This window comes from Arthrobacter sp. P4_F10 (genome assembly GCF_056401435.1).
In genome coordinates this window covers 1-21,395 of the sequence record NZ_JBFUJJ010000002.1, presented here as the reverse complement: position 1 = coordinate 21,395, position 21,395 = coordinate 1, and the positions used below count along the sequence as shown (strand labels likewise).

The following is a 21,395-nucleotide window of genomic DNA, read 5'->3' as shown; positions in this document are numbered from 1 at the left end:
GATACCCGGTGGCCGCAAGACACCGGAGCGTTTCGATGACCCAAGAATCCAGCACCCAGGATCTCCTTCCGGCCGAACTCAGCATGGGCACCGTGATGCTCAAGGTCGGCGACATGAAGCTCATGACCGATTACTACCAGCGGGCCCTCGGCCTGGAAATTGTGGCCGAACAGGACGGCGGCCTCTACCTCGGACGCAAGCGCAAGCCGCTGGTCCACCTGGCGCCCGCCCCCGGCCTGAACATTCCCTCCCGCGGCGAGGCCGGGCTCTTCCACACCGCCCTGCTCTTCGAGGACCAGCACTCCCTGGCGGCTACCGTGGCCACCGCGGCCCAGTATGAGCCCCAGTCCTTCACGGGCAGCGCGGACCACCTTGTCAGCGAGGCGTTCTACTTCAACGACCCCGAGGGCAACGGCATCGAGCTGTACTGGGACCGGCCGCGGGAAGCCTGGTCGTGGGAGGGCAAGAACGTCGTCATGGACAGCCTGGCCCTGCCGCCGCAGCGTTACCTGCAGCAGTTCCTGACCGAAGAATCCGTGACCGGCCAGCGCGAGGCCGCCGCCGGCGTCGGGCACGTCCACCTGCAAGTGGGCGACGTTCATTCCGCGCAAGAGTTCTACGTCGGCACCCTCGGATTCGAGAAGACCGCGGGCTGGCACGGCCAGGCACTGTTCGTCTCTGCCGGCGGCTACCACCACCACATGGCCATGAACGTCTGGAACAGCCGCGGCGCGGGTCCCCGGCGCGACACGTTGGGCCTGGGTGAAGTCCTCATCGAAGTGCCGTCCGGTGACGACGTCGCAGGCCTGGCCGACCGGCTTAAGGTCGCCGGCGTCGATTCGCACCACACCGGCGCCGAGCTGCGCTTCGAGGACCCGTGGCGCAACCGGATCCGCGTCGCCGTGCGCTAAGGCACGCTGTTCGCTGGGCATGTCCAGCGTTCATAGCTCCCCACTGGACATGCCCAACGTTCGTTGGCGGGACTTCGGAACATGTCCATCGGTCGCGGCCGGGAATGGACATGGCTGCCTTATGTCCATTGCTCACCGTCGGGGGAGGGCATTTCCACTGTTCGTTGGCGGGACTTCGGAACATGTCCATCGGTCGCWGCCGGATGGGCTGGGTTTCCCGGGCTGGAGGAGGACATGTCCACTGGTCGCCCTCAGGACCGCTGGGTATGTCCACCGGTCGCAGCCGGGAACGGACATAGCTGCCATATGTCCAGTGCTCACGGTCAGGGGAGGGCATGTCAACTGGTCGCCCTCAGGACCCCTGGGCATGTCCGCGGGCGGGGCCGGGTGGGCAGGGTTCCCGGGCCGGAGGAGGGCATGTCCACTCGTCGCCCTCAGAACCGCTGGGTATGTCCACCGGTCGCGGCCGGGAATGGACATAGCTGCCATATGTCCATTGCTCACCGTCGGGGGAGGGCATGTCCACAGTTCGTTGGCGGGACTTCGGAACATGTCCATCGGTCGCGGCCGGGAACGGACATAGCTGCCATATGTCCAGTGCTCACGCTCCGGGGAGGGCATGCCCACGGGTGGGACCAAGTATGGCGACATCCGGCACGGTTACGGAGGGCATGTCCACCAGCGTCGCCGTGCGCTAAAGGCACGCTAGGCTGAAGCGACGCCGAAAACAGCGGTCCGCGTACCGCCGAACCCTAAGGACAAGCTGCATGGGATTCACCGAACTCTTTGTGTCCACCCACGAAGAAGCCCTCAAGCGCGCCGGCGCACTCGAAGGCGGCGGGCCGGCCGCGCCGGGGGCAGTCCGCATCCCGGAGATTAGTGACTTTGAGGTGGAGCGGCTGGGAGACCTCGCCGGAGTGGCCGTGCACGCCCCGGGCGCGGATTACGAGCTGGCCATGGTTGACGTGGCCAGCGACTCGCTGCTCGGCGTCCCCGCCGCGATGGTCCGCACGCTGGCGGAACTGCTCAGCTATGAAACCGAAGGGGAGGGCGACGTCCTCGAGGACGTCGCGGCCAACTGGGCCGCCGAGGAGGACATGCCCTTCGGCCCGGACGAGGCGCGGGGCTATGTCCGCCGGATCGCCGAGCTCGCCGCTGGAGTCGACCCCGCCACCAGGTCCGGCCTCTACGTCTGGACGTCCTGACCGGCCTGGATCGCCGCGACCAGGGGGCGTGCTGGCGCGCCGGACCCGCGTCAAGTCGAAATCCTGCCGGTGTTCTGGCACAATGAACAGGTACTCGATCTGCGTGGCCCCTCTCTCCGCGTCTGGATCTTGTCCTTTAGAACCCCCAAGTACGGCCCGCCCCACGGGTGCAGAACGCCGGGCTCGACCCCGTTTCAGAAACAGGAGTGACCACAAAAGTGGCCGTAAAGATTCGCCTTAAGCGCTTCGGTAAGATGCGCGCACCGTACTACCGCATCGTCGTCATGGACTCACGCTCCAAGCGTGATGGCCGTGCTATTGAAGAGATCGGCAAGTACCACCCGACCGAAGAGCCCTCGTACATCGAGGTCGACACGGACCGTGCCCAGTACTGGCTCGGCGTCGGCGCACAGCCGTCCGAGCAGGTTGCCGCGATCCTGAAGATCACCGGTGACTGGCAGAAGTTCAAGGGTCTCCCGGGCCAGGAGGGAACCTTGAAGACCAAGGCTCCCAAGGCTGCCTTCGTTACCCCGGAAAAGGGTTCCGTGATCATCCCGGAAGCCATCACCAAGAAGGCCAAGAAGGATGAAGCTGCCGAGGCTCCCGCCGACGCCGCCGAAGCAGAGACCACCGAGGCTGAGTAAATTGCTGGCAGAAGCGCTCGAACACCTGGTCCGCGGGATTGTTGACAGCCCCGAGGACGTCAAGGTCAGTGCGAAGAACAACCGCCGCGGGGAAACCCTTGAGGTGCGCGTTCATCAGGACGACCTCGGACGGGTGATCGGCCGGCAGGGCCGGACCGCACGCGCATTGCGCACTGTGGTTGCGGCGCTGGCGGACGGCGAGCAGGTCAGGGTCGACGTCGTCGACACCGACCGCCGCCGGTAACGCTTTCAGCACTACTTGTCTTGAGTCCGGCCCCTTCACCAGATAATGGTGGAGGGGCCGGACTGTTTTCCCGTCGTTACGCAACAGACTTACAGAATCACCAACCCCGAACAGAGGAACAGATGCAGCTCCAGGTGGCACGAATCGGCAAGCCCCACGGCATCCGCGGCGAAGTGACCGTCCAGGTGCTCACCGACGCGCCCGGCGACCGTTTTGTTCCCGGCACGCAGTTCATCGTGGAACCCGTCTCCGCCGGGCCGCTGACGGTGTTCAGCGCGCGCTGGAACAAGGACATCCTGTTGCTGGCCTTCGATGAGATCGAAACCCGCAACGAGGCCGAGACCCTGCGCGGCGCGAAGCTGTTCATCGAAACCGAAGAAATCGGCGCCGCCGACGACGACGAGGGCTGGTACGAGCACGAGCTCGTGGGCCTGGACGTCCGGGTGGGCGCCAGCGTGGTCGGCAAGGTCTCGGGACTGCACACGCTGCCCGTCCAGGACCTGCTGGTGGTCACCACGACCGACGGCAAGGAAGTCCTGATCCCGTTCGTCGAGCAGATTGTGCCCGAGGTCAACGTGGGTGAAAAGTACGTCCTCGTCACCCCGCCGCCCGGGCTGTTCGAGGTCAACACCGACGAGGCCCCCGACCAGCACAACCTCGATGAGCAGGGCAACGCGTAGATGAGAATCGACGTCGTCAGCATCTTTCCGGAGTACCTGGCCCCGCTGGAACTGTCGCTGATCGGCAAGGCCCGCCAGGACGGCCTGCTGGACCTCAAGGTCCACGACCTGCGTGAGTTCACCACCGACCGGCACCGGACGGTCGATGACACCCCCTACGGCGGCGGCGCCGGCATGGTCATGAAGCCCGAGCCGTGGGCGCAGGCCCTCACCGCCGTGGCCGCCGGGCGGTCCGAAGACGCCGGCGTGCCGGATTCTGCCGGCAAGCCGGTCCTGATTGTCCCGTCGCCGGCGGGGGAGCGCTTCACCCAGGCCACCGCGCACGAACTGGCCGAGGAAGAGCAGCTGGTGTTCGCCTGCGGACGCTATGAAGGCATCGACGAACGCGTCCTGGAATGGGCCGCGGACCACTTCACGGTGCGCCCGATGAGCCTGGGGGACTACGTCCTCAACGGCGGCGAAGTCGCCGTGCTGGCCATGGTTGAGGCCATCGGGCGGCTGCTGCCCGGCGTCGTCGGCAACCCCGAGTCCCTGGTCGAGGAGTCCCACTCGGACGGGCTGCTCGAGTACCCCGTCTACACCAAGCCCTCCAGCTGGCGGGACCGGGACGTCCCGGCGGTGCTGCTGAGCGGCAACCACGGCAAGATCGCCCAGTGGCGCCGGCACGAGCAGTACCGGCGCACCGCCGAACGCCGCCCCGACCTCCTGGTGGAGTTCGACGCCGGCAGGCTGCCGCGCGCGGACCGCACGGCGTTCGCTGACCTGGGGTACGACGTCGTCGACGGCCACCTGGTGCGCCGTCCCGACGCCTAACCGCCGGGATTGGGCTAACCCGCACAAAATGTGGCAAAATTAGTCCTTGTGCCTGCTGGGTTGCGAACCTGCCACAGGGGGAGCGCTGCCAACAGCCCGGCACCCCGGTCCCGTCTATTCCTGACAGGGCCGGATTGACAAACTTTCGGCGGAAATTTCCGGGCGGCACATGCCCCCGGGCTTGGCCGCCGTAACCCAACGTGAGTGACCTGTGGCGTTCACCAGGAGTGGATCAATGCATATCCTCGATTCCGTAGATGCAGCCTCGCTGCGCACCGATGTTCCCGAGTTCCGCGCGGGTGACACCATCAAGGTTCACGTGAACATCATCGAAGGCAAGAACTCCCGCGTCCAGGTATTCCAGGGCTTCGTCCTGGGCCGCCACGGCGATGGCGTCCGCGAAACCTTCACCGTCCGCAAGGTCTCCTTCGGTGTCGGCGTGGAGCGTACCTTCCCGGTGCACTCCCCGATCATCGACAAGATCGAGCTCGTCTCCAAGGGTGACGTGCGCCGCGCCAAGCTTTACTACATGCGTAACCTGCGTGGTAAGGCCGCGAAGATCAAGGAAAAGCGCGACTTCCAGCCCGCCAAGTAAGTCCTTTCGACTTCCACGACAGGCTTCCACCGCGGGTCCACGGACCGTACCCGGTGCGTCAGCTAGTGCGGCGCCGGAGCTATCCGCAACAGCGCAATTTAGTTCACTACAGCGCCAAGGGATACGGAACATGGAACAGCCAAAACGCCAGCCCAGGAAACCGGGCTGGCGTTTTGCGTTGCTGGCCCTGGTGCTCGCCGTGGCCATCAGCGCCGTGGTCCGCTCATTGTGGCTGGACATCTTCTTCATCCCGTCCGCGTCCATGGAACCGCTCCTTCACACCGGGGACCGGATCCTGGTGGCACGGGCCGGCTTCCAGGCTGAACCCCTGGACAGGGGGGACGTCGTCGTCTTTGACGGCCGCGGCTCCTTCGCCCCGCTCAACAGCGGCAACGGCCCCGTGGTGGATGCTCTCGCCGAAGCCGGACGCTGGCTCGGCCTCGCGGGCAGCGACACCACGTATGTCAAGCGCGTCATCGGACTGCCCGGTGACCGCGTGGTTTGTTGCGATGCCGGCGGCCGGCTCACAGTCAACGGTCAGCAAGTTGCGGAACCGTACTTGTATCCGGGGGACACCCCGAGCGATATGAAGTTCGCTGTTGAGGTGCCGGCCGGACGGCTCTGGCTCATGGGGGACCACCGCTCCATGTCGGCCGATTCCCGGAGCCTCCTCGGTGCCCCCGGCGGCGGCATGGTGCCGCTCGAACGCGTCATTGGCAGACCGGTACAGATCATCTGGCCGCTTGATAGATTTGCAGCAGTAGCGCGGCCCGAACCGGCTGCGACAACGACGACGACGAACGGACAGTAGATGCCCGAAACCGAACCGCGCACTCCTGATCCGCAGGGCCAGGACCGACCCCGGGTTGCCGCCTCGGCGATCCCCGGGGACGAGCCGGCGGAGCAGCCCACCACCCGGCTGCCGCAGGCACAGGTCGCGGACGAGCACGCTGGTGCGGAGGCCGCGGCGCCGGCTGTTGTGCCGGCGCCGGCGTCGCAGGACGGCAGTGCCGGGGCGCGGCGGGCTGATCGGGGCGACAGGGACCGGACAGCCGGTCCCGCCCACGCAGATGCGTCCTCCCGCCGGGCCAGGAAGGCCAGGGCCCGTGAAGGGCGCAGCCCGCTCTTCCTGTGGCTGAAGGAGGTTGCCACGGTGGTCATCGTGGCGATCGTGCTGTCCTTCCTGATCAAGACCTTCCTGTTCCGGGCCTTCTACATCCCGTCCGAATCCATGGTCAACACCCTCGACGTGAACGACCGCATCTTCGTCAACCTCCTCGTGCCGGAGCCCATGGCGCTCCAACGCGGGGACGTGGTGGTGTTCCGGGACAGCCAGGGCTGGCTGGCCCCCGCAGCCCAGAAGACGAAGGGCCCGTTCACCTGGGTTCAGGACGGGCTGACGTTCGTCGGTCTGCTTCCGGACAACTCGGAACAGCACCTGGTCAAGCGCGTGATCGGGCTCCCCGGGGATCACGTGGTCTGCTGCGACGCCGGCGGACAGCTCACCGTCAACGGCGCGCCGCTTGATGAGAAGTACATCAATTCCGTCGAGATTCCCCAGGTCCGCGACTTCGACGTCGTCGTGCCCGCGGGCAAGGTCTGGGTCATGGGCGACAACCGCAACCACTCCGCGGATTCACGCGCCCATATGGACACCAACGGCGGCTTCGTCAACGAGTCCGACATCGAAGGCAAAGCCGCCGTCATAGCGTGGCCGCTGAACAGGATGTCGGTGCTGGACAACTATCCGGGCGTCTTCAGCAGCGTGCCCGCCCCGACCGGAAAGTAAGCCGCCCTTCATGTCAGTCGCCCCCACCCTCGACTACGAACGCCGCTTCCGCAGCTCCGGCGCCCGGCTTCTCGCGGGTATCGACGAGGTGGGCCGCGGTGCCCTCGCCGGCCCCGTCAGCGTGGGGATCGCCGTCGTCGACCTGCAACAGCAGAAGCTCCTGGCCGATGTCCGGGACAGCAAGCTGCTCAAGGTCGCGGACCGGGAGCGGCTGGTGCCGCTGGTCCGGGACTGGAGCGTCGCCTCCGCCGTGGGACATGCCTCCGCGAACGAGATTGACGAACTCGGAATCATCGCCGCCCTCCGGCTGGCCGGGAACCGGGCCTGGTTCGCGGTGCTCGCCGCCGGCATCAGGCCCGAGGTTGTCCTGCTGGACGGCAGCCACAACTGGCTCTCGCCCGATCTCCAGCCCTCACTCTTTGACGACGCCCCCGCCGAACCCGGCTGCGACGCCCCGGTGCACACGCTGGTCAAAGCCGACATGCAGTGCCTCAGCGTCGCCGCGGCCAGCATCATTGCGAAGGTCGAGCGCGATGCGATGATGTGCGAGCTGCACACCCAATACCCGGCCTACGGCTGGGACGAGAACAAGGGCTACGGCACCGCGGCGCACAAGGAAGCGCTGCGGACCGCCGGTCCCACGCCGTACCACCGGGTCAGCTGGCAGCTGCTCTAGCCTGCGGGCGCCGGCCCGTGGCACGCTGTGCCTCTCTGTGCCTCTCTGGGGCGCGCGGTGGCGCGCGGCCGACGCCGGATGGTGCAAGATGGAACCATGAGTGCCGAGGACCTTGAAAACTATGAGACCGACATGGAGCTACAGCTCTACCGCGAATACCGCGACGTCGTCGGGCTGTTCAGCTATGTGGTCGAGACCGAACGGCGTTTCTACCTTGCCAACCATGTTGACCTGCAGGCCCGCAGCGCCGACGGCGAGGTCTACTTCGATCTGACCCTGCAGGACGCCTGGGTGTGGGACGTCTACCGTTCCGCCCGCTTCGTCAAGAGCGTCCGCGTCATCACGTTCAAGGACGTCAACGTCGAGGAACTGCCGCGCAGCGAGGAGCTCGCCCTGCCCAAGGTCGAAGACCTGGGCAACTGACCCTGGCTTCCTAGTTTTCGGGCTTCCTAGCCCCTGGGTGCCGCAGCAGGGTTTCCCGATGCGGTCCAGGGCAATGCACCCGGGCCCAGATAGATACCGCCTTCCGCCGCCCGGGTGACGAGTGTGGGCAGTGGCAGAACCCCCATCAACTGCGCAGCGTTATGAAGCAATCTGCTATTTATTCATGAGCTTTTTTGATGAAGTAGACGTTTCCGTCCTCATCAGAGCGACTGACTCGATGTCGCGGACTGACAAGCGCGGCATGTCCTCAAGGTGTGACGCGAAGCCCTCGAGGCTGACGACGTACATGGCGGTCGGTTGTTGCTCGCAGAGCTGTATGGCAGCTCGCAGCTCGCAGCTCGCAGCTCGTCAGGGTTGTCCAGGTCCCCAACGTTGAGCAAGTCACGTAGGGGCTATTTAACTCGCTCCAGCACGTCCTGAAGTTGATCATAAGGTTCTCTTCGTTGGCTGGTAGACGTTCACTCATTGGCTCTCTCCTCCCTGTTTAGATATTCGGTTACCTGCTGCGCAATCTCGTCGGTGATTCCCGTCTGCCAGGCGGTCTTGAACAGGGGCTGATCGGCATAGAAGTCTGAGTCATCATCGATAATGGCATACCGCGTAACTTCTGGATGCTGGTCCAGCCACATCTTCACCTCCTCGCCACGAAAACCTGTGTCTGCCGTCGGAGTCACGTCAAAGGTCTTGTAGACGTGTCGGTCGACCTCTTCCCGGCCGTCTTTGAAGATCCGCCATGTGGACGTAAGAACAACGGCTGCGTCAGTGTCGAGGATGATCTTGCTGACCCTGGACGCCAGGAACGGATCGATGCCCATGAAGCCGTGAAAGCTCTGTCGCGTACCCACGCGGTTGACGACTCCATCAATATCGAGGAAAAGTACTTTCATTCCTGTTTCTCCTGCGGTTCTTCTCGTCCTGCCTTGATTATGCGATCAGCAGTGCTGAACACCCTGCGGATACGCTTCTCGTCTGGCTTATTTCCCTGTAGCCAAGACTGGACGTAGTGACGGCTCTCGTCGGCGTCGAACTGATCAGTCGCCCCTGACTTGTTCATGATTAGGTAGGCCGACCCCTCGGCTTCGAACTGGAAGATCCCACGGTGATTGCCGTACTCTGCCAGCTTCTCGTCAGTTGTGTGACCGTGGACGATGTGGCTCAGCTCGTGCTGAATCGTCTTGAATGGATAGGCCGCGACCGGGTTGATGGCGAACCGCCTGTGTCGTGAGTAGCCCTTGGCGTTGCCGTTCAGACTCTGGTACGCCATGTCTTGATTCGCCAGGGAGCCGGGTGCACGTTCCTTGTTCCAAGTCGGTGCTTCATACTCCGGTAACGCTGCGACCTTTCCTCCGCCGCGACCGGGCCATGGGTTTTTCCACATAGCAAAAGTGTGCCCTCTGCCCGTCCTTGGCGGCCCGCCATGCTGGAGGTATGAGAGCTAAGGACGTGCTCGGCCGCCACGGGGAGGACCTCGCGGCGGATTACCTTCAAGCCCACGGCATGCAGATCGTGGAGCGGAACTGGCGCTGCCCTGAGGGTGAGATCGACATTGTCGCGTTTGATGGCGAAGCCGTGGTCATCGCCGAGGTGAAAACCCGCAAGTCCCTCGCCTACGGCCACCCCTTTGAAGCCGTGGGCGCGGACAAGCTGGCCAGGCTCCACCGGCTCGCGTCGGCGTGGTGTCGTGCCCAGGGGCTGCGCGCCCCACTGTGCCGCGTGGACGTGATCGCCGTGCTGGACGACGGCATCGGCGAGCCCGACGTCGAGCACCTCAGGGGTGTGGGGTAGATGGGCTTGGGCCGGACCTATTCGGTCGCGCTCGTGGGCCTCAACGGCTACATCGTCGAGGTCGAGGCCGACATCGGCCAGACCCTGCCGGCCTTTGTGATCCTTGGCCTGCCGGACGCCTCACTGAACGAGGCCAAGGAACGGATCCGCTCCGCGGCCCAGAACTCGGGGATCCCGCTGAGCCGTCGGAAAATTACGGCCAACCTCATCCCGGCGTCCCTGCCCAAACGCGGCTCGGGCTTCGACCTCGCCATCGCCATGGCGGTGCTGCTCGCGGCGAACGACATCCGGCCCACGGGGCGCACCGTCTTCATCGCCGAACTCGGCCTGGACGGCCGGCTGCGGCCCGTGCGGGGCATCCTTCCGGCCGTGATGGCCGCGGTACGGGCCGGCTACCCCGAGGTCGTCGTGGCCCGGGCCAACGTGGCGGAGGCCGAGCTCGTCCCCGGCGCGCAGGTCCGGGGCTATGCCACCCTGGCCCGGCTCGCCTTCGACTGCGGCGCGGACCCGCAGGACCTTGCCCTCGACTTCGAGCCCGGGTCCGAGGACTCCGACAGCCCCGATACAGGCAGCGGTCCCGCCCTGGCGCCGGACATGTGCGATGTCTCCGGCCAGGCCGCGGCGCGGCGCGCCCTGGAAGTGGCAGCTGCCGGTGCCCACCACTTGCTGCTGACCGGACCGCCGGGCGCCGGGAAGACTATGCTCGCCGAGCGGCTGCCCGGCCTGCTCCCGGATCTGGGCGACACCGAGGCCATGGAGGTCACCGCCATCCACTCGCTGTGTTCTTTGCCGTCGGGCTCTGTGCAGCTGCTGCGCCGGCCACCCTACGAGAACCCGCACCACACCGCGACCGCTGTGGCCATCATCGGTGGCGGGTCCGGGCTGCCGCGGCCCGGGGCAGCGTCCCGTGCACACCGCGGAGTGCTCTTCCTGGACGAAGCCCCGGAGTATGACCGCGGCGTCCTGGACGCCCTGCGGCAGCCGCTGGAAAGCGGTGAGCTGGTCATCCACCGCTCGGCCGGGTCAGCGGCCTATCCCGCCCGATTTCAGCTGGTCCTCGCAGCCAACCCCTGTCCGTGCGGGAAGGCAACCGGCAAAGGGGTGGACTGCATCTGCACCCCCACCATGCGCCGCCGGTACCAGGCCCGGATGTCCGGGCCCCTGTTGGACCGGGTCGATATCCAGCTCGAAGTCGAGCGGGTGTCGCTGGCCGGATTCGGCCAGCCTACAGCCGAGGAGGGAACCGCCAGCATCGCGGAACGGGTCCGGGCGGCCCGGAGCCGTCAGCTGGACCGGCTGCTGCCGTTCGGGATGGAAACCAACGCGCAGGTGCCGGGGCGGCTGCTCCGTGGGGCCCTGCGGCTCGATGCCCCCACCACCCGCATCCTGGACTACGCGCTGGAGCGCGGTGTGCTGACCGCACGCGGCTACGACCGCGCGCTGCGCCTCGCCTGGACCCTTGCGGACCTCTCCCGGCGCGACGTTCCGGACGGGGACGACGTCGGGCGGGCGCTGGGCCTCCGCCAGGCCGCCGCGGCCTCACCCTGAGCCTGCCGGCGCGAATCAGCACCCGTAGCCACGCGAAAGGAACCACCATGATCGATGACGAACGAACAGCCCGGGCCGCCCTGTCCCGACTATTCGAGCCGCAGGACGCGGCGGCGCTGGCACTCGTGCGGGCCGCGGGAACGCAGGACGCCCTGCGGATTGCCAGCGGCCGGCTCGCAGCCGGTCCCGAGCTTGAGCAGGAGATGACCGGAATCCTGTCGGACAGCGGCTCCGGTGGGGGCTGGTCAGGGCTCACGGAGGCGCTGAAGCGTTGGGCCCCGCGCGTGCCCGACCTAGCACCGGAGCGGGACCTGGCCACCATGCAGCGGCTCGGCGGACGGATCCTCATTCCCACAGACGACTTGTGGCCGCGGCAGCTGGCGGACCTCGAACTCAAGGAACCCCTGTGCCTGTGGTGGCGCGGAGTGGAACAGGAGCTGCCCCCGGCGGCCCGGTCCATTGCTCTGGTGGGCTCCCGGGACAGCACCAGCTACGGGGCATCGGTGACGGGCGATCTCGCGTACTCGCTGGCCCAGCGCGGCTTCACGATCGTCTCCGGCGGTGCCTACGGGATTGACGCCCACGCCCACAGGGCGGCCCTGGCCGGAAGCACGGGCGGCGTGCCCACCATTGCCGTCATGGCCGGGGGAGTGGACCGCTTCTACCCGTCCGGCAACGAGGACTTACTCCGGGCCGTGGCGGACCACGGCGCGGTCTTGGCCGAGGTCCCGCCCGGGTCCGCGCCCACCCGCTACCGGTTCCTGCAGCGCAACCGCCTCATTGCGGCATTGGCCTCTGTAACGGTCGTCGTCGAGGCCCGGTGGCGCTCCGGCGCCCTCAACACCGCCCACCATGCCGAAAGCCTGGGCCGGGCCGTGGGCGCCGTGCCCGGATCCATCCACAGCGCCAACTCCGCCGGCTGCCACCGGCTCCTGCGCGAAGGCGGGGCCGTGTGCGTCACGGATGCCGGGGAAATCGCCGAACTCGCCTCCCCGAGCGGCGAGGGGGTGCCCCCGGACAAGGCAGGCCGGGCTGAGGCCCACGACGGCCTGACCCTGGAGGACCTGATCCTGCTCGATGCCCTGCCGCTGCGCACCACCAGCTCGGTCGAGAAGCTGGCCACGGTGGCCGGTCTGGGCCCGGACTCAGTCCGCGCCGGGCTTGGCAGGCTGGGGCTGCTGGGCCTGGCCGAATCCCGGCACGGCGGCTGGAAACGCTCCGGGAAAGCGGACTGAGGTGATGAGCGCCGCCGGGAAGGCGCGGCTCGCCGACCGGCTCCTTGAATGCCCCGGGAATACTGCCACAGTAGGAGGGTGCCTACACAGGATCCCCCCGCCGCGCTGCCCACCTCGCTGGACGGCGCCGCCGCACGCTTCGGCCGCTACCTGGAAGCGGAGCGGGGCCGGTCCGCCCATACCGTCCGGGCCTATCTCTCCGACGTCGAAAGCCTGCTGGCGCACGCCGCGACCGAGGGGGTCCAGGATCTTGCCGGGCTGGAGCTTGGGACCCTCCGGCGCTGGCTCGGCGCCCAGAGCGAGTCCGGCAAGTCCCGCGCCACCCTGGCCCGCCGCGCCGCCACCGCCAGGGCCTTCACCGCCTGGGCTGTCCGCGAGGAGCTGATTGAAGCCGACCCCGCCCTGCGGCTCAAGGCCCCAAAGCGGGAGAAGTCCCTGCCCGGGGTCCTGCACCAGCAACAGGTCCGGAGGCTCGTGGACGACGCTGAATCCGCTTCGGCCGAGGGCGAACCTCTGGCACTGCGTAACCGCGCCATGGTGGAGATGCTCTACGCCACCGGTGTCCGCGTTGGCGAGCTGGCCGGCATGGACGTGGACGACCTCGACCCCGACCGCAGAACCCTCCGGGTGCTCGGCAAGGGCAACAAGGAACGCACGGTGCCCTACGGGCTGCCGGCTGCCCTCGCCCTCGACGACTGGCTCCGCCGCGGCCGGCCGGCCCTCGCCACCGGGACCAGCGGCCCCGCGCTCTTCCTAGGCGCGCGCGGCGGAAGGGTGGACCAGCGCCAGGTCCGCAGCGTGGTCAAAGAGATGCTGGAGCGGCTGGGGGACACCGCCGCCACCGGACCGCACGCCTTGCGGCACTCCGCAGCGACCCACCTGCTCGACGGCGGGGCGGACCTGCGTGCCGTGCAGGAAATCCTCGGGCACAGCAGCCTTGCCACCACCCAGATCTACACCCACGTGTCCGTCGAGAGACTCCGGCAAAGCTACCAGCAGGCGCACCCCCGGGCCTAAGGATCGCCCGGCACAGGGATGCCCGGACCGGCCCGGATAGGGGTCCGCGGAGACGGGCGCGGCGCGCCGGAAAAGACGCGCCGAATCGCACTGGCGTAATTAGGAGGCGTAGGGCAGAATAAAACTCACGCCCGGGAAGTTTCAAGTTGAACTTGAAGCTGGAATGCACCACGTCCCAGCTTCGAACCCGGTTGTATAAAGTAGTCTGGCAGGAACCGCTGGCATGATTTCGGATCCGCGCAACAGACAGACATCCAGGCACAGGTCGTTGGGGAAGACGTACCTACAGCTATGGAGGATGGAATGTCTGTTGCACTGACCCGAGGTGTGTTGTTTGTTCACTCGGCCCCGACTGCCTTGTGCCCCCACGTTGAGTGGGCCATAGGGTCCGTCGTGGACAAGCGGACGGACTTGGAGTGGACCGCTCAGCCTGCCGCGCCCGGAATGTTCCGGGCCGAGCTGTCGTGGACCGGAACGCCGGGCACGGGGGCTCAATTGGCGTCCGCTCTGCGCGGCTGGGCGCACCTGCGCTACGAAGTCACCGAAGAACCGAGCCAGGGAGTCGACGGCGGCCGCTGGTCGCACACCCCGGAGCTGGGGATCTTCCACGCCACCACCGACGTCCACGGCAACATCATGGTTTCCGAGGACCGCATCCGCTACGCCTACGAATCCGGCGCCGGCGACCCCTCCGCCGTGTACCACGAACTCTCGCTCGCCCTCGGGGAGGCCTGGGATGAGGAACTCGAGCCCTTCCGGCACGCCGCAGAAGGCGCCCCCGTGCGCTGGCTCCACCAGGTCGGCTAGGGCCTCACCAGTCGCTACACCGCAGCAATTCCATAGCTAGGCGCCAAAAGGCAGATGGCGGCAATGTTCACGAAGAACATTGCCGCCATCTGCTATCTCGGCGTGCTGTGGGCAGGTGCAGCTACACGCTGCGTACCGCGATGACGGCGTTGTGGCCGCCGAAGCCGAACGAGTTGCTCAGTGCGGCGATGCTGCCGGCGGGCAGGTCGCGGGCCGTAGTGACGACGTCGAGCGGGATTTCCGGGTCCTGGTTCTCGAGGTTGATGGTCACCGGCGCCTTGCGGTCGTAGATGGCCATCACGGTCAGCACGGCTTCCACGGCCCCGGAGGCGCCAAGCAGGTGCCCCATCTGGGACTTGGTGGCCGAGACTGCGACGGTGTCCACGTGCTTGCCCAGTGCGGCTTTGAGGGCCGCGTACTCGGGCTTGTCGCCGACCGGGGTGGAGGTGGCGTGCGCGTTGACGTGGACGATGTCTTCGGGCTGGATGCGGCCGTCGAACATCGCAGCCTTCAGCGCGCGGGTGGCGCCCAGGCCCTCGGGGTCCGGGGCGGTGATGTGGTAGGCGTCGGCGGTGACCGAGGTGCCGGCCAGTTCGGCGTAGATCCGGGCGCCGCGGGCCAGGGCGTGTTCCTCGGCCTCGAGCACCAGGGCACCGGCACCCTCGCCCATGACGAAGCCGTCGCGGTCACGGTCGTAGGGCCGTGAGGCGTGCTCGGGATCGTCGTTGCGGCGCGAGAGGGCCTGCATGGAGGCGAACGCGGCGATCGGCATCGGGTGGATGGCGGCTTCGGCGCCGCCGCAGACGACGACGTCTGCCTTGCCGGCACGGATCAGGTCCAGGCCAACATGGACGGCTTCGGTGCCGGACGCGCAGGCGGAAACGGGGGTGTGGGCGCCGGCGCGGGCTCCCAGGTCCAGGCTCACAGCCGCGGCCGGACCGTTGGGCATCAGCATGGGCACGGTCATGGGCAGGACACGGCGGGGACCCTTTTCGCGCAGGGTGTCCCAGGCGTCCAGAAGGGTCCAGACGCCGCCAATGCCGGTCGCGAAAGCCACCGCCAAACGGTCGTGGTCGATTTCGGTGATGCCGGAGTCGGCCCAGGCCTCGCGGGCCGCGACCACGGCGAACTGGGTGGACGGGTCCATGCGCTTGGCTTCGACCCGGGACAGGACATCTAGGGCCGGGGTGGAGGCGCGTGCGGCGAAGTGGACGGGCAGCTCGTACTTGGCCACCCAATCGTCCTCAAGCGTGTGCGCGCCGGAGACGCCCTTGAGCGCGTTCTTCCACATCGTGGGGACATCGCCGCCGATGGGTGTGGTGGCACCCAGACCGGTAATGACTACTTTGCGTGCCATGGGATCACTCTCTGTCGGTGCGCCTGCCGTATCCGGAACCGCGAACGGGATGGCCGGGGCCTGCGAGGGGAAACTTTCGGGTCATGCACTTGATGGTGGTCCGGTCCGGGCACTGCTGCAGCGCCCGGACCGGGCACCTGGGTCCGCCGTTGCCGGCGGAAGCCAGACTAGGCCTGGGCGTTGGAGATGAAGCTGACGGCGTCGCCGACGGTCTTGAGGTTCTTGACCTCTTCGTCCGGGATGCGRACGCCGAACTTCTCTTCGGCGTTGACCACGATGGTCATCATCGAGATGGAGTCGATGTCCAGGTCCTCGGTGAAGGACTTGTCCATTTCGACAGCCTCCGTGGCCAGGCCGGTCTCTTCGTTGACGATTTCAGCCAGGCCGGCCAGGATTTCTTCGTTGCTAGCCATTGATGGCTCCTTTTCTGGTTGTTGCCCCCGGCTGCCGGTGGAATGCCGGCAGCCGGGGGCGGACATGATTCAAACCGAGGGTTCGGCTTGGTGCGGGAATGCTTGCTGAGCACAGCATGGGGGCGAGCCCCGAAAGTGAAGGACATGCGGTGCCAAGGTGAAACGGGCGGAACGTATTCAGTTCGGAAAAACGGTGGCTGCCTAAGGAAGCACGACCACCTGGGCGCCGAAGACCAGTCCGGCTCCGAAGCCGATCTGCAGCGCCAGCCCGCCGCTGAGCTCGGGGTTTTCCTCAAGCAGGCGGTGGGTGGCCAGGGGGATGGACGCCGCCGACGTGTTACCGGCGTCGGCGATGTCGCGGGCGATCTTGACGGACTCGGGCAGCTGCAGCTTCTTGGCCATCTCGTCAATGATGCGCATGTTGGCTTGGTGCGGGATGAACGCGGCAAGGTCCTCGGAGCGGACGCCGGCGGCGTCCAGGGCCTGCTGGGCCACCTTGGCCATCTCCCACACCGCCCAGCGGAAGACCGTCTGGCCGTCCTGGCGCAGGGTCGGCCACAGCGACGCGTCCGTAACTGCCGCTTCCTCATCGCTGACGGCGGCACCGTGCTTGCCGGTCAGGGCGAGCTCGCGGATGTCCAGCATGGAGTGGGTCATGCCGATGGCATCCCACTTGCTGCCGTCCGAACCCCAGACTGAAGGGCCGATGCCCGGCGTCTCGGAAGGGCCGATCACGACGGCGCCCGCGCCGTCGCCGAGCAGGAAGGAGATGGTCCGTTCCGTGTTGTCGATGACGTCGGAGAGCTTCTCGGCACCGACCACCAGGACATAGGCGGCCGCGCCGGAGCGCACCAGGGCGTCGCCCTGGGCGATGCCGTAGCAGTAGCCGGCACACGCCGCGGAGATGTCGAACGCCGGGGCCGGCGTCGCGCCGAGGCGGTCGGCGAGGCTCGCGGCAGCGGAGGGGGTCGCGTACGGGTGGGTCACCGTGGAAACGATCACGGCGCCGAGCTGGGAGGCCTCGATGCCGGCCTTTTGCAGCGCCTCACGTGCGGCGCCCTCGGCCATGTCAATCACGCTGACATCGGCGGGCGCGCGGTGCCGGGTGACGATGCCCGTGCGCTGGCGGATCCACTCATCCGAGGAATCGATCCACTGGCACACGTCCTCGTTCGTCACGATCACGCTGGGCCGGTAGGCACCGACACCCATGATGCGGGTGTTTTCCTGCACGGGGGCCTGCTTCAGTGTGGGAACGCTCATGCCCCTCCCTCCAATTCTGCAAATAGGGCCAGGGCCGCGGAGAGATCGTCCGGGGTCTTGACGGTGACGGTCTTGACGCCGGGCATGCCGCGCTTGGCCAGGCCTGCCAGTGTTCCGGCGGGAGCCAGTTCGATCACGCCGGTCACCCCGCGTTGCACCATCGTCTCCATGCAGAGATCCCAGCGGACCGGACGGGAGACCTGGGCGATGAGGCTGTCGACGGCGGCAGCACCCTCGGTGACTTCCGCGCCGTCGAAGTTGGACAGCAGCGGTACCTGCGGGTTCTGGGGGTGCAGTGACGGGCGCAGGGCCTGCAGGGCAGCACCGGCGGGGGCCATGTGCGAGGTGTGGAACGCGCCCGCGACCTTCAGCGGAATGACCCGGGCCTTGGCCGGCGGGTTCTCGGCGAGGGCCTTGAGCTGCTCCAGGGTGCCGGCGGCGACGGTCTGGCCGGCCCCGTTGACGTTGGCGGCGGTGGCCCCGGCGGCGCTGATGGCAGCCAGGACGTCCGCGGGGTCGCCGCCCACGACGGCGCTCATGCCGGTCGGGGTGGCGGCAGCGGCAGCGGCCATGCTGTTGGCGCGTTCGCGGACAAACGTCATGGCTTCGGTTTCCGTCAGCACACCGGCGAGCGAGGCCGCGGTGATTTCGCCGACGGAGTGGCCGGCGAGGATGACCGGAAGCGTGCCGAGTTCGACGTCGAACAGTGACTTTGCGGTCACCAGGCCTGCGGCGACGATCAGGGGCTGCGCTACCGCAGTGTCCTTGATGGTCTCCTCATCGGAGGTGGTGCCGTGGGCGGTGAGGTCGATGCCTGCTATTTCGCTGAGGGAGGCCAAAAGGCCTGCGACGGGTGGCAGTTCCAGCCAGGGGGCCAGAAAACCAGGGGTCTGGGAGCCCTGTCCAGGGCAGACGATTGCAAGCACGTAACCAGCTTTCCAAATTACCGCGTGAACATTCGTGTTTTCATGCACCAAGCTCACTGGGTCAGTTTGTAGGAAGTCTACAACGGTTCAGGAGCCGTTGCGGGGAGGCTGCCGCTCCGTGGGGGCCTTCGGCGGGGTCGAAAGCCGGCCCACGACGAGGGCGGTCTGGAGCACGAACGCCTCCCGCGGCAGCAGCGGATCCCAGCCTGTGACGTCGCAGACGCGCTTGAGCCGGTAGCGCACGGTGTTGGCGTGGACGAAGAGTTCGCGGGCCGTCGCCTCGAGCGAATGGCCGAGTTCGAGGTACGTTCCGAGGGTCTCCACCAGCCCGTTGGAGGCGGCCAGCAGCGGACGGTAGATGTTCTTGACCAGCGAGCGGCGGGCGGCGTCGTCGCCGGAGATCACGCGCTCGGGGAGCAGGTCATCGGCCGCTACCGGGCGCGGCGCGGAAGGCCAGGCGCGGGCGGCGGTGAGGCCGGCAAAGGCTGACTGGGCGGAGCCGCTGGCTTCGAGGAGGGAACCGGCCTCCGGGCCGTAGACCACCGGGCCGGGGGCAAAGAGTTCGCTGAGCTTCAGGTACGCGGTCTCCCGGTCGTGGACCCCGCCGAGGATGAGGATGAGCCGGTCGCCCTGGATCCCCACGAGGGCGTCCTCGGCGAAGCGCCCCGCGGTGCGCCGCAGTTCGCTGACGTAGCTGGCGCTTGGTTCGGACGGGGAATTCCCAACCATCACGGTGAAGCGTTCCTGCGCTTTCCAGCCCAGGGCCGCGATCCTGGACCGCAGCGCGTCCGTGTTTTCGCCGCGGAGGATGGCATCGACAATCAAGGCTTCCAGGCGGGTGTCCCAGGAGCCGCGGGACTCCGCGGCGCGGGCATAGACGTCGGCGGCCGCGAATGCGACTTCCCGCGAGTAGCGCAGCACGGCTTCCCGGAGGGCCCCCTGGTCCGCCTCCGGGGCGATGACCGGGACCTGGTCTTCTACGACTTCTACGACGATCCGGATCAGCTGGAGCGCCTTCTGGAGGCTGATGGAGCGGGTCAGTTCGGTGGGTGCGGTGCCGAAGACGTCGGAAAGGATCCACGACGGCGAGCTCGGCCGCTCGTACCATGTGACGAAGGCCGCGATGCCGTTCTGGGCCACCATGCCCAGGGCGGAACGTTCATCCGAGTTCAGCCGGCCGTACCACGGCAGGGACTTCTCAAGCTGGCGCAGCGTCGTCGTCGACAGCTGGCCCACGCTGGCCCGGAGCTTCTTGAGGGTTTCGGCCTTCTCCGGAGTCATCGCCCTCGAGGCCGGTTTGCGTTTTTCGGGAGTGGTGATCGGCTCTGCCATGCATTGAGCATACGGGGCGCACCGTCCAAGCTCCATTTGTGCGAAGGCTACAACTGCCGTTGTCCTGCATCACAGCGTCCCTGGCGCGGCCCCGGAGAGGAGCCGGAGCGGTTAAACGCCCGACGGCGGCCCCCACCAACAGGTGAGAACCGCCGTCGAACTTTGCTGGCGTGCTTAGGAGTCGCCGCCCGCGTTGCCGGTGGTGCCGGCGTTGACGTTGTGCAGGCGGTACTTCTCGATGGCCTGGGCAGGCGCCTCGGCATCCACTTCGCCCCGGCGGGCCAGCATCTGAAGGGAACGGACCACAACCGAATGGATGTCGTTCTTGAAGAAGCGGCGCGCCGCGGCGCGGGTGTCGGAGAAGCCGAAGCCGTCGGCGCCGAGCGAGGCGAACTCGTTCGGGAGGAACTGGCGGATCTGGTCCGGCACGGCCTTCATGTAGTCCGTGACTGCCACGATCGGCCCGGTGGCGCCGGCGAGCTGCTGGGTCACGAACGGGACGCGGGCAGGCTGGCCGGGGTTGAGGAAGGCTTCTTCCTCGGCGGCCATGGCGTCGCGGCGCAGTTCGGTCCAGGACGTCACGGACCAGACGTCGGCGGAGACGCCCCAGTCCTCGGCCAGGATCCGCTGGGCTTCGAGGGCCCAGGGAACGGACACGCCGGAGGCAAGGATCTGCGTGCGCGGGCCGTCAATCTTGGCCGGCGCCAGCAGGTAGATGCCCTTGATGATGCCCTCGACATCAAGTTCCGCCGGTGCCGGCGGCTGCACGATCGGCTCGTTGTAGACAGTGATGTAGTACATCACGTTCCGCGACGGGTCGTTGTCGGCCGGGCCGGGACCGTACATCCGGTTGAGGCCGTCGCGCACGATGACGCCCATCTCGTAGCCGTATGCCGGGTCGTAGGTGATGACGGCCGGGTTGGTCGCGGCCAGGATGGGGGAGTGGCCGTCGGCGTGCTGCAGGCCTTCGCCGGTCAGGGTGGTGCGGCCGGCGGTGGCGCCGATGATGAACCCGCGGGTCATCTGGTCCGCGGCGGCCCAGAAGGAATCGCCGGTGCGCTGGAACCCGAACATCGAGTAGAACACGTAGACCGGGATGAGCGGTTCGCCGTGAGTGGCGTAGGACGTTCCGGCGGCGGTGAACGCTGCCACGGAACCGGCCTCGTTGATGCCGGCGTGCACGATCTGGCCGGAGATGGACTCCTTGTACGCCAGGACGAGTTCGCGGTCCACGGAGAGGTAGTTCTGGCCGTTCGGGTTGTAGATCTTCGCCGTCGGGAAAAACGCGTCCATGCCGAAGGTCCGTGCCTCATCCGGAATGATCGGCACAATCCGCTTGCCGAACTCCTTGTCCCGCATGAGGTCCTTGAGCAGGCGGACAAACGCCATGGTGGTGGCGGCGTGCTGCTTGCCGGAGCCGCGGTTGGCGACTTCGTAGACCTTCTCATCCGGGAGGGTGACGTCGACGTGCTTGGAGCGCCGCTCGGGGACGAAGCCGCCGAGTTCCTTGCGGCGGCCCATCAGGTACTGGATCTCGGGGGAGTCCATGCCGGGGTGGTAGTACGGCGGCCGGTAGAGGTCCGCTTCCAGCTGCTCGTCGGTGATCGGGATGCGCAGGTGGTCGCGGAAGGCCTTCAGGTCGGCCATCGTGAGCTTCTTCATCTGGTGGGTCGCGTTGCGGCCCTCGAAGTGCGTGCCCAGGCCGTAGCCC

The 21,395-nt window shown here is 67.2% G+C and carries 24 protein-coding genes; 16 read left to right on the top strand and 8 right to left on the bottom strand.

Annotated elements, in window-relative coordinates; genetic code table 11:
* Nucleotides 1-35 precede the first annotated feature (35 nt).
* The 11 genes from AC1DR1_RS03035 (at nt 36) to AC1DR1_RS02985 (ending at nt 7,980) form a co-directional block, all read left to right on the top strand.
* Nucleotides 36-911 (top strand): VOC family protein, encoded by an 876-nt coding sequence (locus AC1DR1_RS03035; RefSeq protein WP_229992663.1) that lies wholly within the window; start codon nt 36-38, stop codon nt 909-911.
* A 767-nt stretch (nt 912-1,678) separates the two neighbouring features.
* Nucleotides 1,679-2,116, top strand: a complete 438-nt coding sequence (locus AC1DR1_RS03030) for a hypothetical protein (RefSeq protein WP_229992662.1) — start codon at nt 1,679-1,681, stop codon at nt 2,114-2,116.
* A 218-nt stretch (nt 2,117-2,334) separates the two neighbouring features.
* Entirely contained in the window at nt 2,335-2,760 is a 426-nt protein-coding gene (gene rpsP, locus AC1DR1_RS03025; protein ID WP_026266438.1) for a 30S ribosomal protein S16, read from the top strand.
* 1 nt (nt 2,761) lies between these two features.
* Nucleotides 2,762-3,004, top strand: coding sequence for an RNA-binding protein (locus AC1DR1_RS03020; protein ID WP_079554798.1), 243 nt, complete (start codon nt 2,762-2,764; stop codon nt 3,002-3,004).
* Between the two features lie 122 nt (nt 3,005-3,126).
* Nucleotides 3,127-3,684, top strand: a complete 558-nt coding sequence (rimM, locus tag AC1DR1_RS03015) for a ribosome maturation factor RimM (RefSeq protein WP_229992661.1) — start codon at nt 3,127-3,129, stop codon at nt 3,682-3,684.
* A complete protein-coding gene (gene trmD / locus AC1DR1_RS03010; RefSeq protein ID WP_229992660.1) occupies nt 3,685-4,497 on the top strand; it encodes a tRNA (guanosine(37)-N1)-methyltransferase TrmD in 813 nt (270 codons plus the stop codon). It begins immediately after the preceding gene.
* A 235-nt stretch (nt 4,498-4,732) separates the two neighbouring features.
* Nucleotides 4,733-5,092 (top strand): 50S ribosomal protein L19, encoded by a 360-nt coding sequence (gene rplS / locus AC1DR1_RS03005; protein ID WP_090578701.1) that lies wholly within the window; start codon nt 4,733-4,735, stop codon nt 5,090-5,092.
* Nucleotides 5,093-5,222: 130 nt separating this feature from the next.
* Nucleotides 5,223-5,903 carry a signal peptidase I gene (lepB, locus tag AC1DR1_RS03000; RefSeq protein WP_229992659.1) on the top strand — a complete coding sequence of 227 codons (681 nt, stop codon included), beginning with the start codon at nt 5,223-5,225 and terminating at the stop codon, nt 5,901-5,903.
* Nucleotides 5,904-6,881: a signal peptidase I gene (lepB, locus tag AC1DR1_RS02995; protein WP_364747948.1), complete on the top strand. Its 978-nt coding sequence runs from the start codon at nt 5,904-5,906 to the stop codon at nt 6,879-6,881.
* Nucleotides 6,882-6,891: 10 nt separating this feature from the next.
* A complete protein-coding gene (locus tag AC1DR1_RS02990; RefSeq protein WP_229992657.1) occupies nt 6,892-7,557 on the top strand; it encodes a ribonuclease HII in 666 nt (221 codons plus the stop codon).
* Between the two features lie 96 nt (nt 7,558-7,653).
* Nucleotides 7,654-7,980, top strand: a complete 327-nt coding sequence (locus AC1DR1_RS02985) for a DUF2469 domain-containing protein (protein ID WP_018773443.1) — start codon at nt 7,654-7,656, stop codon at nt 7,978-7,980.
* A gap of 479 nt (nt 7,981-8,459) precedes the next feature.
* Here AC1DR1_RS02985 and AC1DR1_RS02980 read toward each other — a convergent pair whose 3' ends face one another.
* Entirely contained in the window at nt 8,460-8,888 is a 429-nt protein-coding gene (locus AC1DR1_RS02980) for an HAD domain-containing protein (RefSeq protein ID WP_229992656.1), read from the bottom strand.
* Complete coding sequence (locus AC1DR1_RS02975; RefSeq protein ID WP_476992169.1) at nt 8,885-9,265, bottom strand: hypothetical protein; 381 nt, start codon at nt 9,263-9,265, stop codon at nt 8,885-8,887. Before AC1DR1_RS02975 ends, AC1DR1_RS02980 begins: the two co-directional genes overlap by 4 nt.
* A 164-nt stretch (nt 9,266-9,429) precedes the next feature.
* Here AC1DR1_RS02975 and AC1DR1_RS02970 point away from each other — a divergent pair, with 164 nt between their 5' ends.
* From AC1DR1_RS02970 to AC1DR1_RS02950, 5 genes are all read left to right on the top strand, one after another.
* On the top strand, nt 9,430-9,786 hold the full coding sequence (locus tag AC1DR1_RS02970) for a YraN family protein (RefSeq protein ID WP_229992654.1): 357 nt from the start codon (nt 9,430-9,432) through the stop codon (nt 9,784-9,786).
* Nucleotides 9,787-11,334: a YifB family Mg chelatase-like AAA ATPase gene (locus AC1DR1_RS02965; protein ID WP_476966665.1), complete on the top strand. Its 1,548-nt coding sequence runs from the start codon at nt 9,787-9,789 to the stop codon at nt 11,332-11,334.
* Between the two features lie 47 nt (nt 11,335-11,381).
* Nucleotides 11,382-12,569 (top strand): DNA-processing protein DprA, encoded by a 1,188-nt coding sequence (gene dprA / locus AC1DR1_RS02960; RefSeq protein ID WP_229992652.1) that lies wholly within the window; start codon nt 11,382-11,384, stop codon nt 12,567-12,569.
* 48 nt (nt 12,570-12,617) lie between these two features.
* A complete protein-coding gene (locus AC1DR1_RS02955; protein ID WP_414645549.1) occupies nt 12,618-13,586 on the top strand; it encodes a tyrosine recombinase XerC in 969 nt (322 codons plus the stop codon).
* A gap of 303 nt (nt 13,587-13,889) precedes the next feature.
* Complete coding sequence (locus AC1DR1_RS02950) at nt 13,890-14,393, top strand: DUF3145 domain-containing protein (RefSeq protein ID WP_026266435.1); 504 nt, start codon at nt 13,890-13,892, stop codon at nt 14,391-14,393.
* Between the two features lie 121 nt (nt 14,394-14,514).
* Here the strand turns inward: AC1DR1_RS02950 and fabF are convergent, their stop codons facing one another.
* The 6 genes from fabF to AC1DR1_RS02920 form a co-directional block, all read right to left on the bottom strand.
* Nucleotides 14,515-15,750 (bottom strand): beta-ketoacyl-ACP synthase II, encoded by a 1,236-nt coding sequence (gene fabF, locus AC1DR1_RS02945; protein ID WP_229996011.1) that lies wholly within the window; start codon nt 15,748-15,750, stop codon nt 14,515-14,517.
* A 167-nt stretch (nt 15,751-15,917) separates the two neighbouring features.
* A complete protein-coding gene (locus tag AC1DR1_RS02940; protein ID WP_079554778.1) occupies nt 15,918-16,163 on the bottom strand; it encodes an acyl carrier protein in 246 nt (81 codons plus the stop codon).
* Between the two features lie 201 nt (nt 16,164-16,364).
* A complete protein-coding gene (locus AC1DR1_RS02935; protein WP_229996012.1) occupies nt 16,365-17,426 on the bottom strand; it encodes a beta-ketoacyl-ACP synthase III in 1,062 nt (353 codons plus the stop codon).
* Nucleotides 17,423-18,352 carry an ACP S-malonyltransferase gene (locus AC1DR1_RS02930; RefSeq protein ID WP_229996013.1) on the bottom strand — a complete coding sequence of 310 codons (930 nt, stop codon included), beginning with the start codon at nt 18,350-18,352 and terminating at the stop codon, nt 17,423-17,425. The genes AC1DR1_RS02935 and AC1DR1_RS02930 overlap by 4 nt, the downstream gene beginning before the upstream one ends.
* 87 nt (nt 18,353-18,439) lie before the next feature.
* Entirely contained in the window at nt 18,440-19,684 is a 1,245-nt protein-coding gene (locus tag AC1DR1_RS02925; protein ID WP_229996014.1) for a PucR family transcriptional regulator, read from the bottom strand.
* 174 nt (nt 19,685-19,858) lie between these two features.
* Nucleotides 19,859-21,395: transketolase-like TK C-terminal-containing protein (locus tag AC1DR1_RS02920; protein WP_476992168.1), on the bottom strand; the 1,537-nt coding region annotated here is incomplete at its 5' end.

What these genes read in the sequence shown, in the direction of transcription:
- AC1DR1_RS03035 (WP_229992663.1), top strand. Translation starts at nt 36, where the DNA reads ATGACCCAAGAATCCAGCACCCAGGATCTCCTTCCGGCCGAACTCAGC.
- AC1DR1_RS02925 (WP_229996014.1), bottom strand. Translation starts at nt 19,684, where the DNA reads ATGGCAGAGCCGATCACCACTCCCGAAAAACGCAAACCGGCCTCGAGG.
- AC1DR1_RS02970 (WP_229992654.1), top strand. Translation starts at nt 9,430, where the DNA reads ATGAGAGCTAAGGACGTGCTCGGCCGCCACGGGGAGGACCTCGCGGCG.
- fabF (WP_229996011.1), bottom strand. Translation starts at nt 15,750, where the DNA reads ATGGCACGCAAAGTAGTCATTACCGGTCTGGGTGCCACCACACCCATC.
- AC1DR1_RS02955 (WP_414645549.1), top strand. Translation starts at nt 12,618, where the DNA reads ATGCCCCGGGAATACTGCCACAGTAGGAGGGTGCCTACACAGGATCCC.
- dprA (WP_229992652.1), top strand. Translation starts at nt 11,382, where the DNA reads ATGATCGATGACGAACGAACAGCCCGGGCCGCCCTGTCCCGACTATTC.
- lepB (WP_364747948.1), top strand. Translation starts at nt 5,904, where the DNA reads ATGCCCGAAACCGAACCGCGCACTCCTGATCCGCAGGGCCAGGACCGA.
- rplS (WP_090578701.1), top strand. Translation starts at nt 4,733, where the DNA reads ATGCATATCCTCGATTCCGTAGATGCAGCCTCGCTGCGCACCGATGTT.
- AC1DR1_RS02985 (WP_018773443.1), top strand. Translation starts at nt 7,654, where the DNA reads ATGAGTGCCGAGGACCTTGAAAACTATGAGACCGACATGGAGCTACAG.
- AC1DR1_RS02975 (WP_476992169.1), bottom strand. Translation starts at nt 9,265, where the DNA reads ATGGCGTACCAGAGTCTGAACGGCAACGCCAAGGGCTACTCACGACAC.
- AC1DR1_RS02935 (WP_229996012.1), bottom strand. Translation starts at nt 17,426, where the DNA reads ATGAGCGTTCCCACACTGAAGCAGGCCCCCGTGCAGGAAAACACCCGC.
- AC1DR1_RS03030 (WP_229992662.1), top strand. Translation starts at nt 1,679, where the DNA reads ATGGGATTCACCGAACTCTTTGTGTCCACCCACGAAGAAGCCCTCAAG.
- trmD (WP_229992660.1), top strand. Translation starts at nt 3,685, where the DNA reads ATGAGAATCGACGTCGTCAGCATCTTTCCGGAGTACCTGGCCCCGCTG.
- AC1DR1_RS02980 (WP_229992656.1), bottom strand. Translation starts at nt 8,888, where the DNA reads ATGAAAGTACTTTTCCTCGATATTGATGGAGTCGTCAACCGCGTGGGT.
- rimM (WP_229992661.1), top strand. Translation starts at nt 3,127, where the DNA reads ATGCAGCTCCAGGTGGCACGAATCGGCAAGCCCCACGGCATCCGCGGC.
- lepB (WP_229992659.1), top strand. Translation starts at nt 5,223, where the DNA reads ATGGAACAGCCAAAACGCCAGCCCAGGAAACCGGGCTGGCGTTTTGCG.
- AC1DR1_RS02965 (WP_476966665.1), top strand. Translation starts at nt 9,787, where the DNA reads ATGGGCTTGGGCCGGACCTATTCGGTCGCGCTCGTGGGCCTCAACGGC.
- AC1DR1_RS02990 (WP_229992657.1), top strand. Translation starts at nt 6,892, where the DNA reads ATGTCAGTCGCCCCCACCCTCGACTACGAACGCCGCTTCCGCAGCTCC.
- AC1DR1_RS02950 (WP_026266435.1), top strand. Translation starts at nt 13,890, where the DNA reads ATGTCTGTTGCACTGACCCGAGGTGTGTTGTTTGTTCACTCGGCCCCG.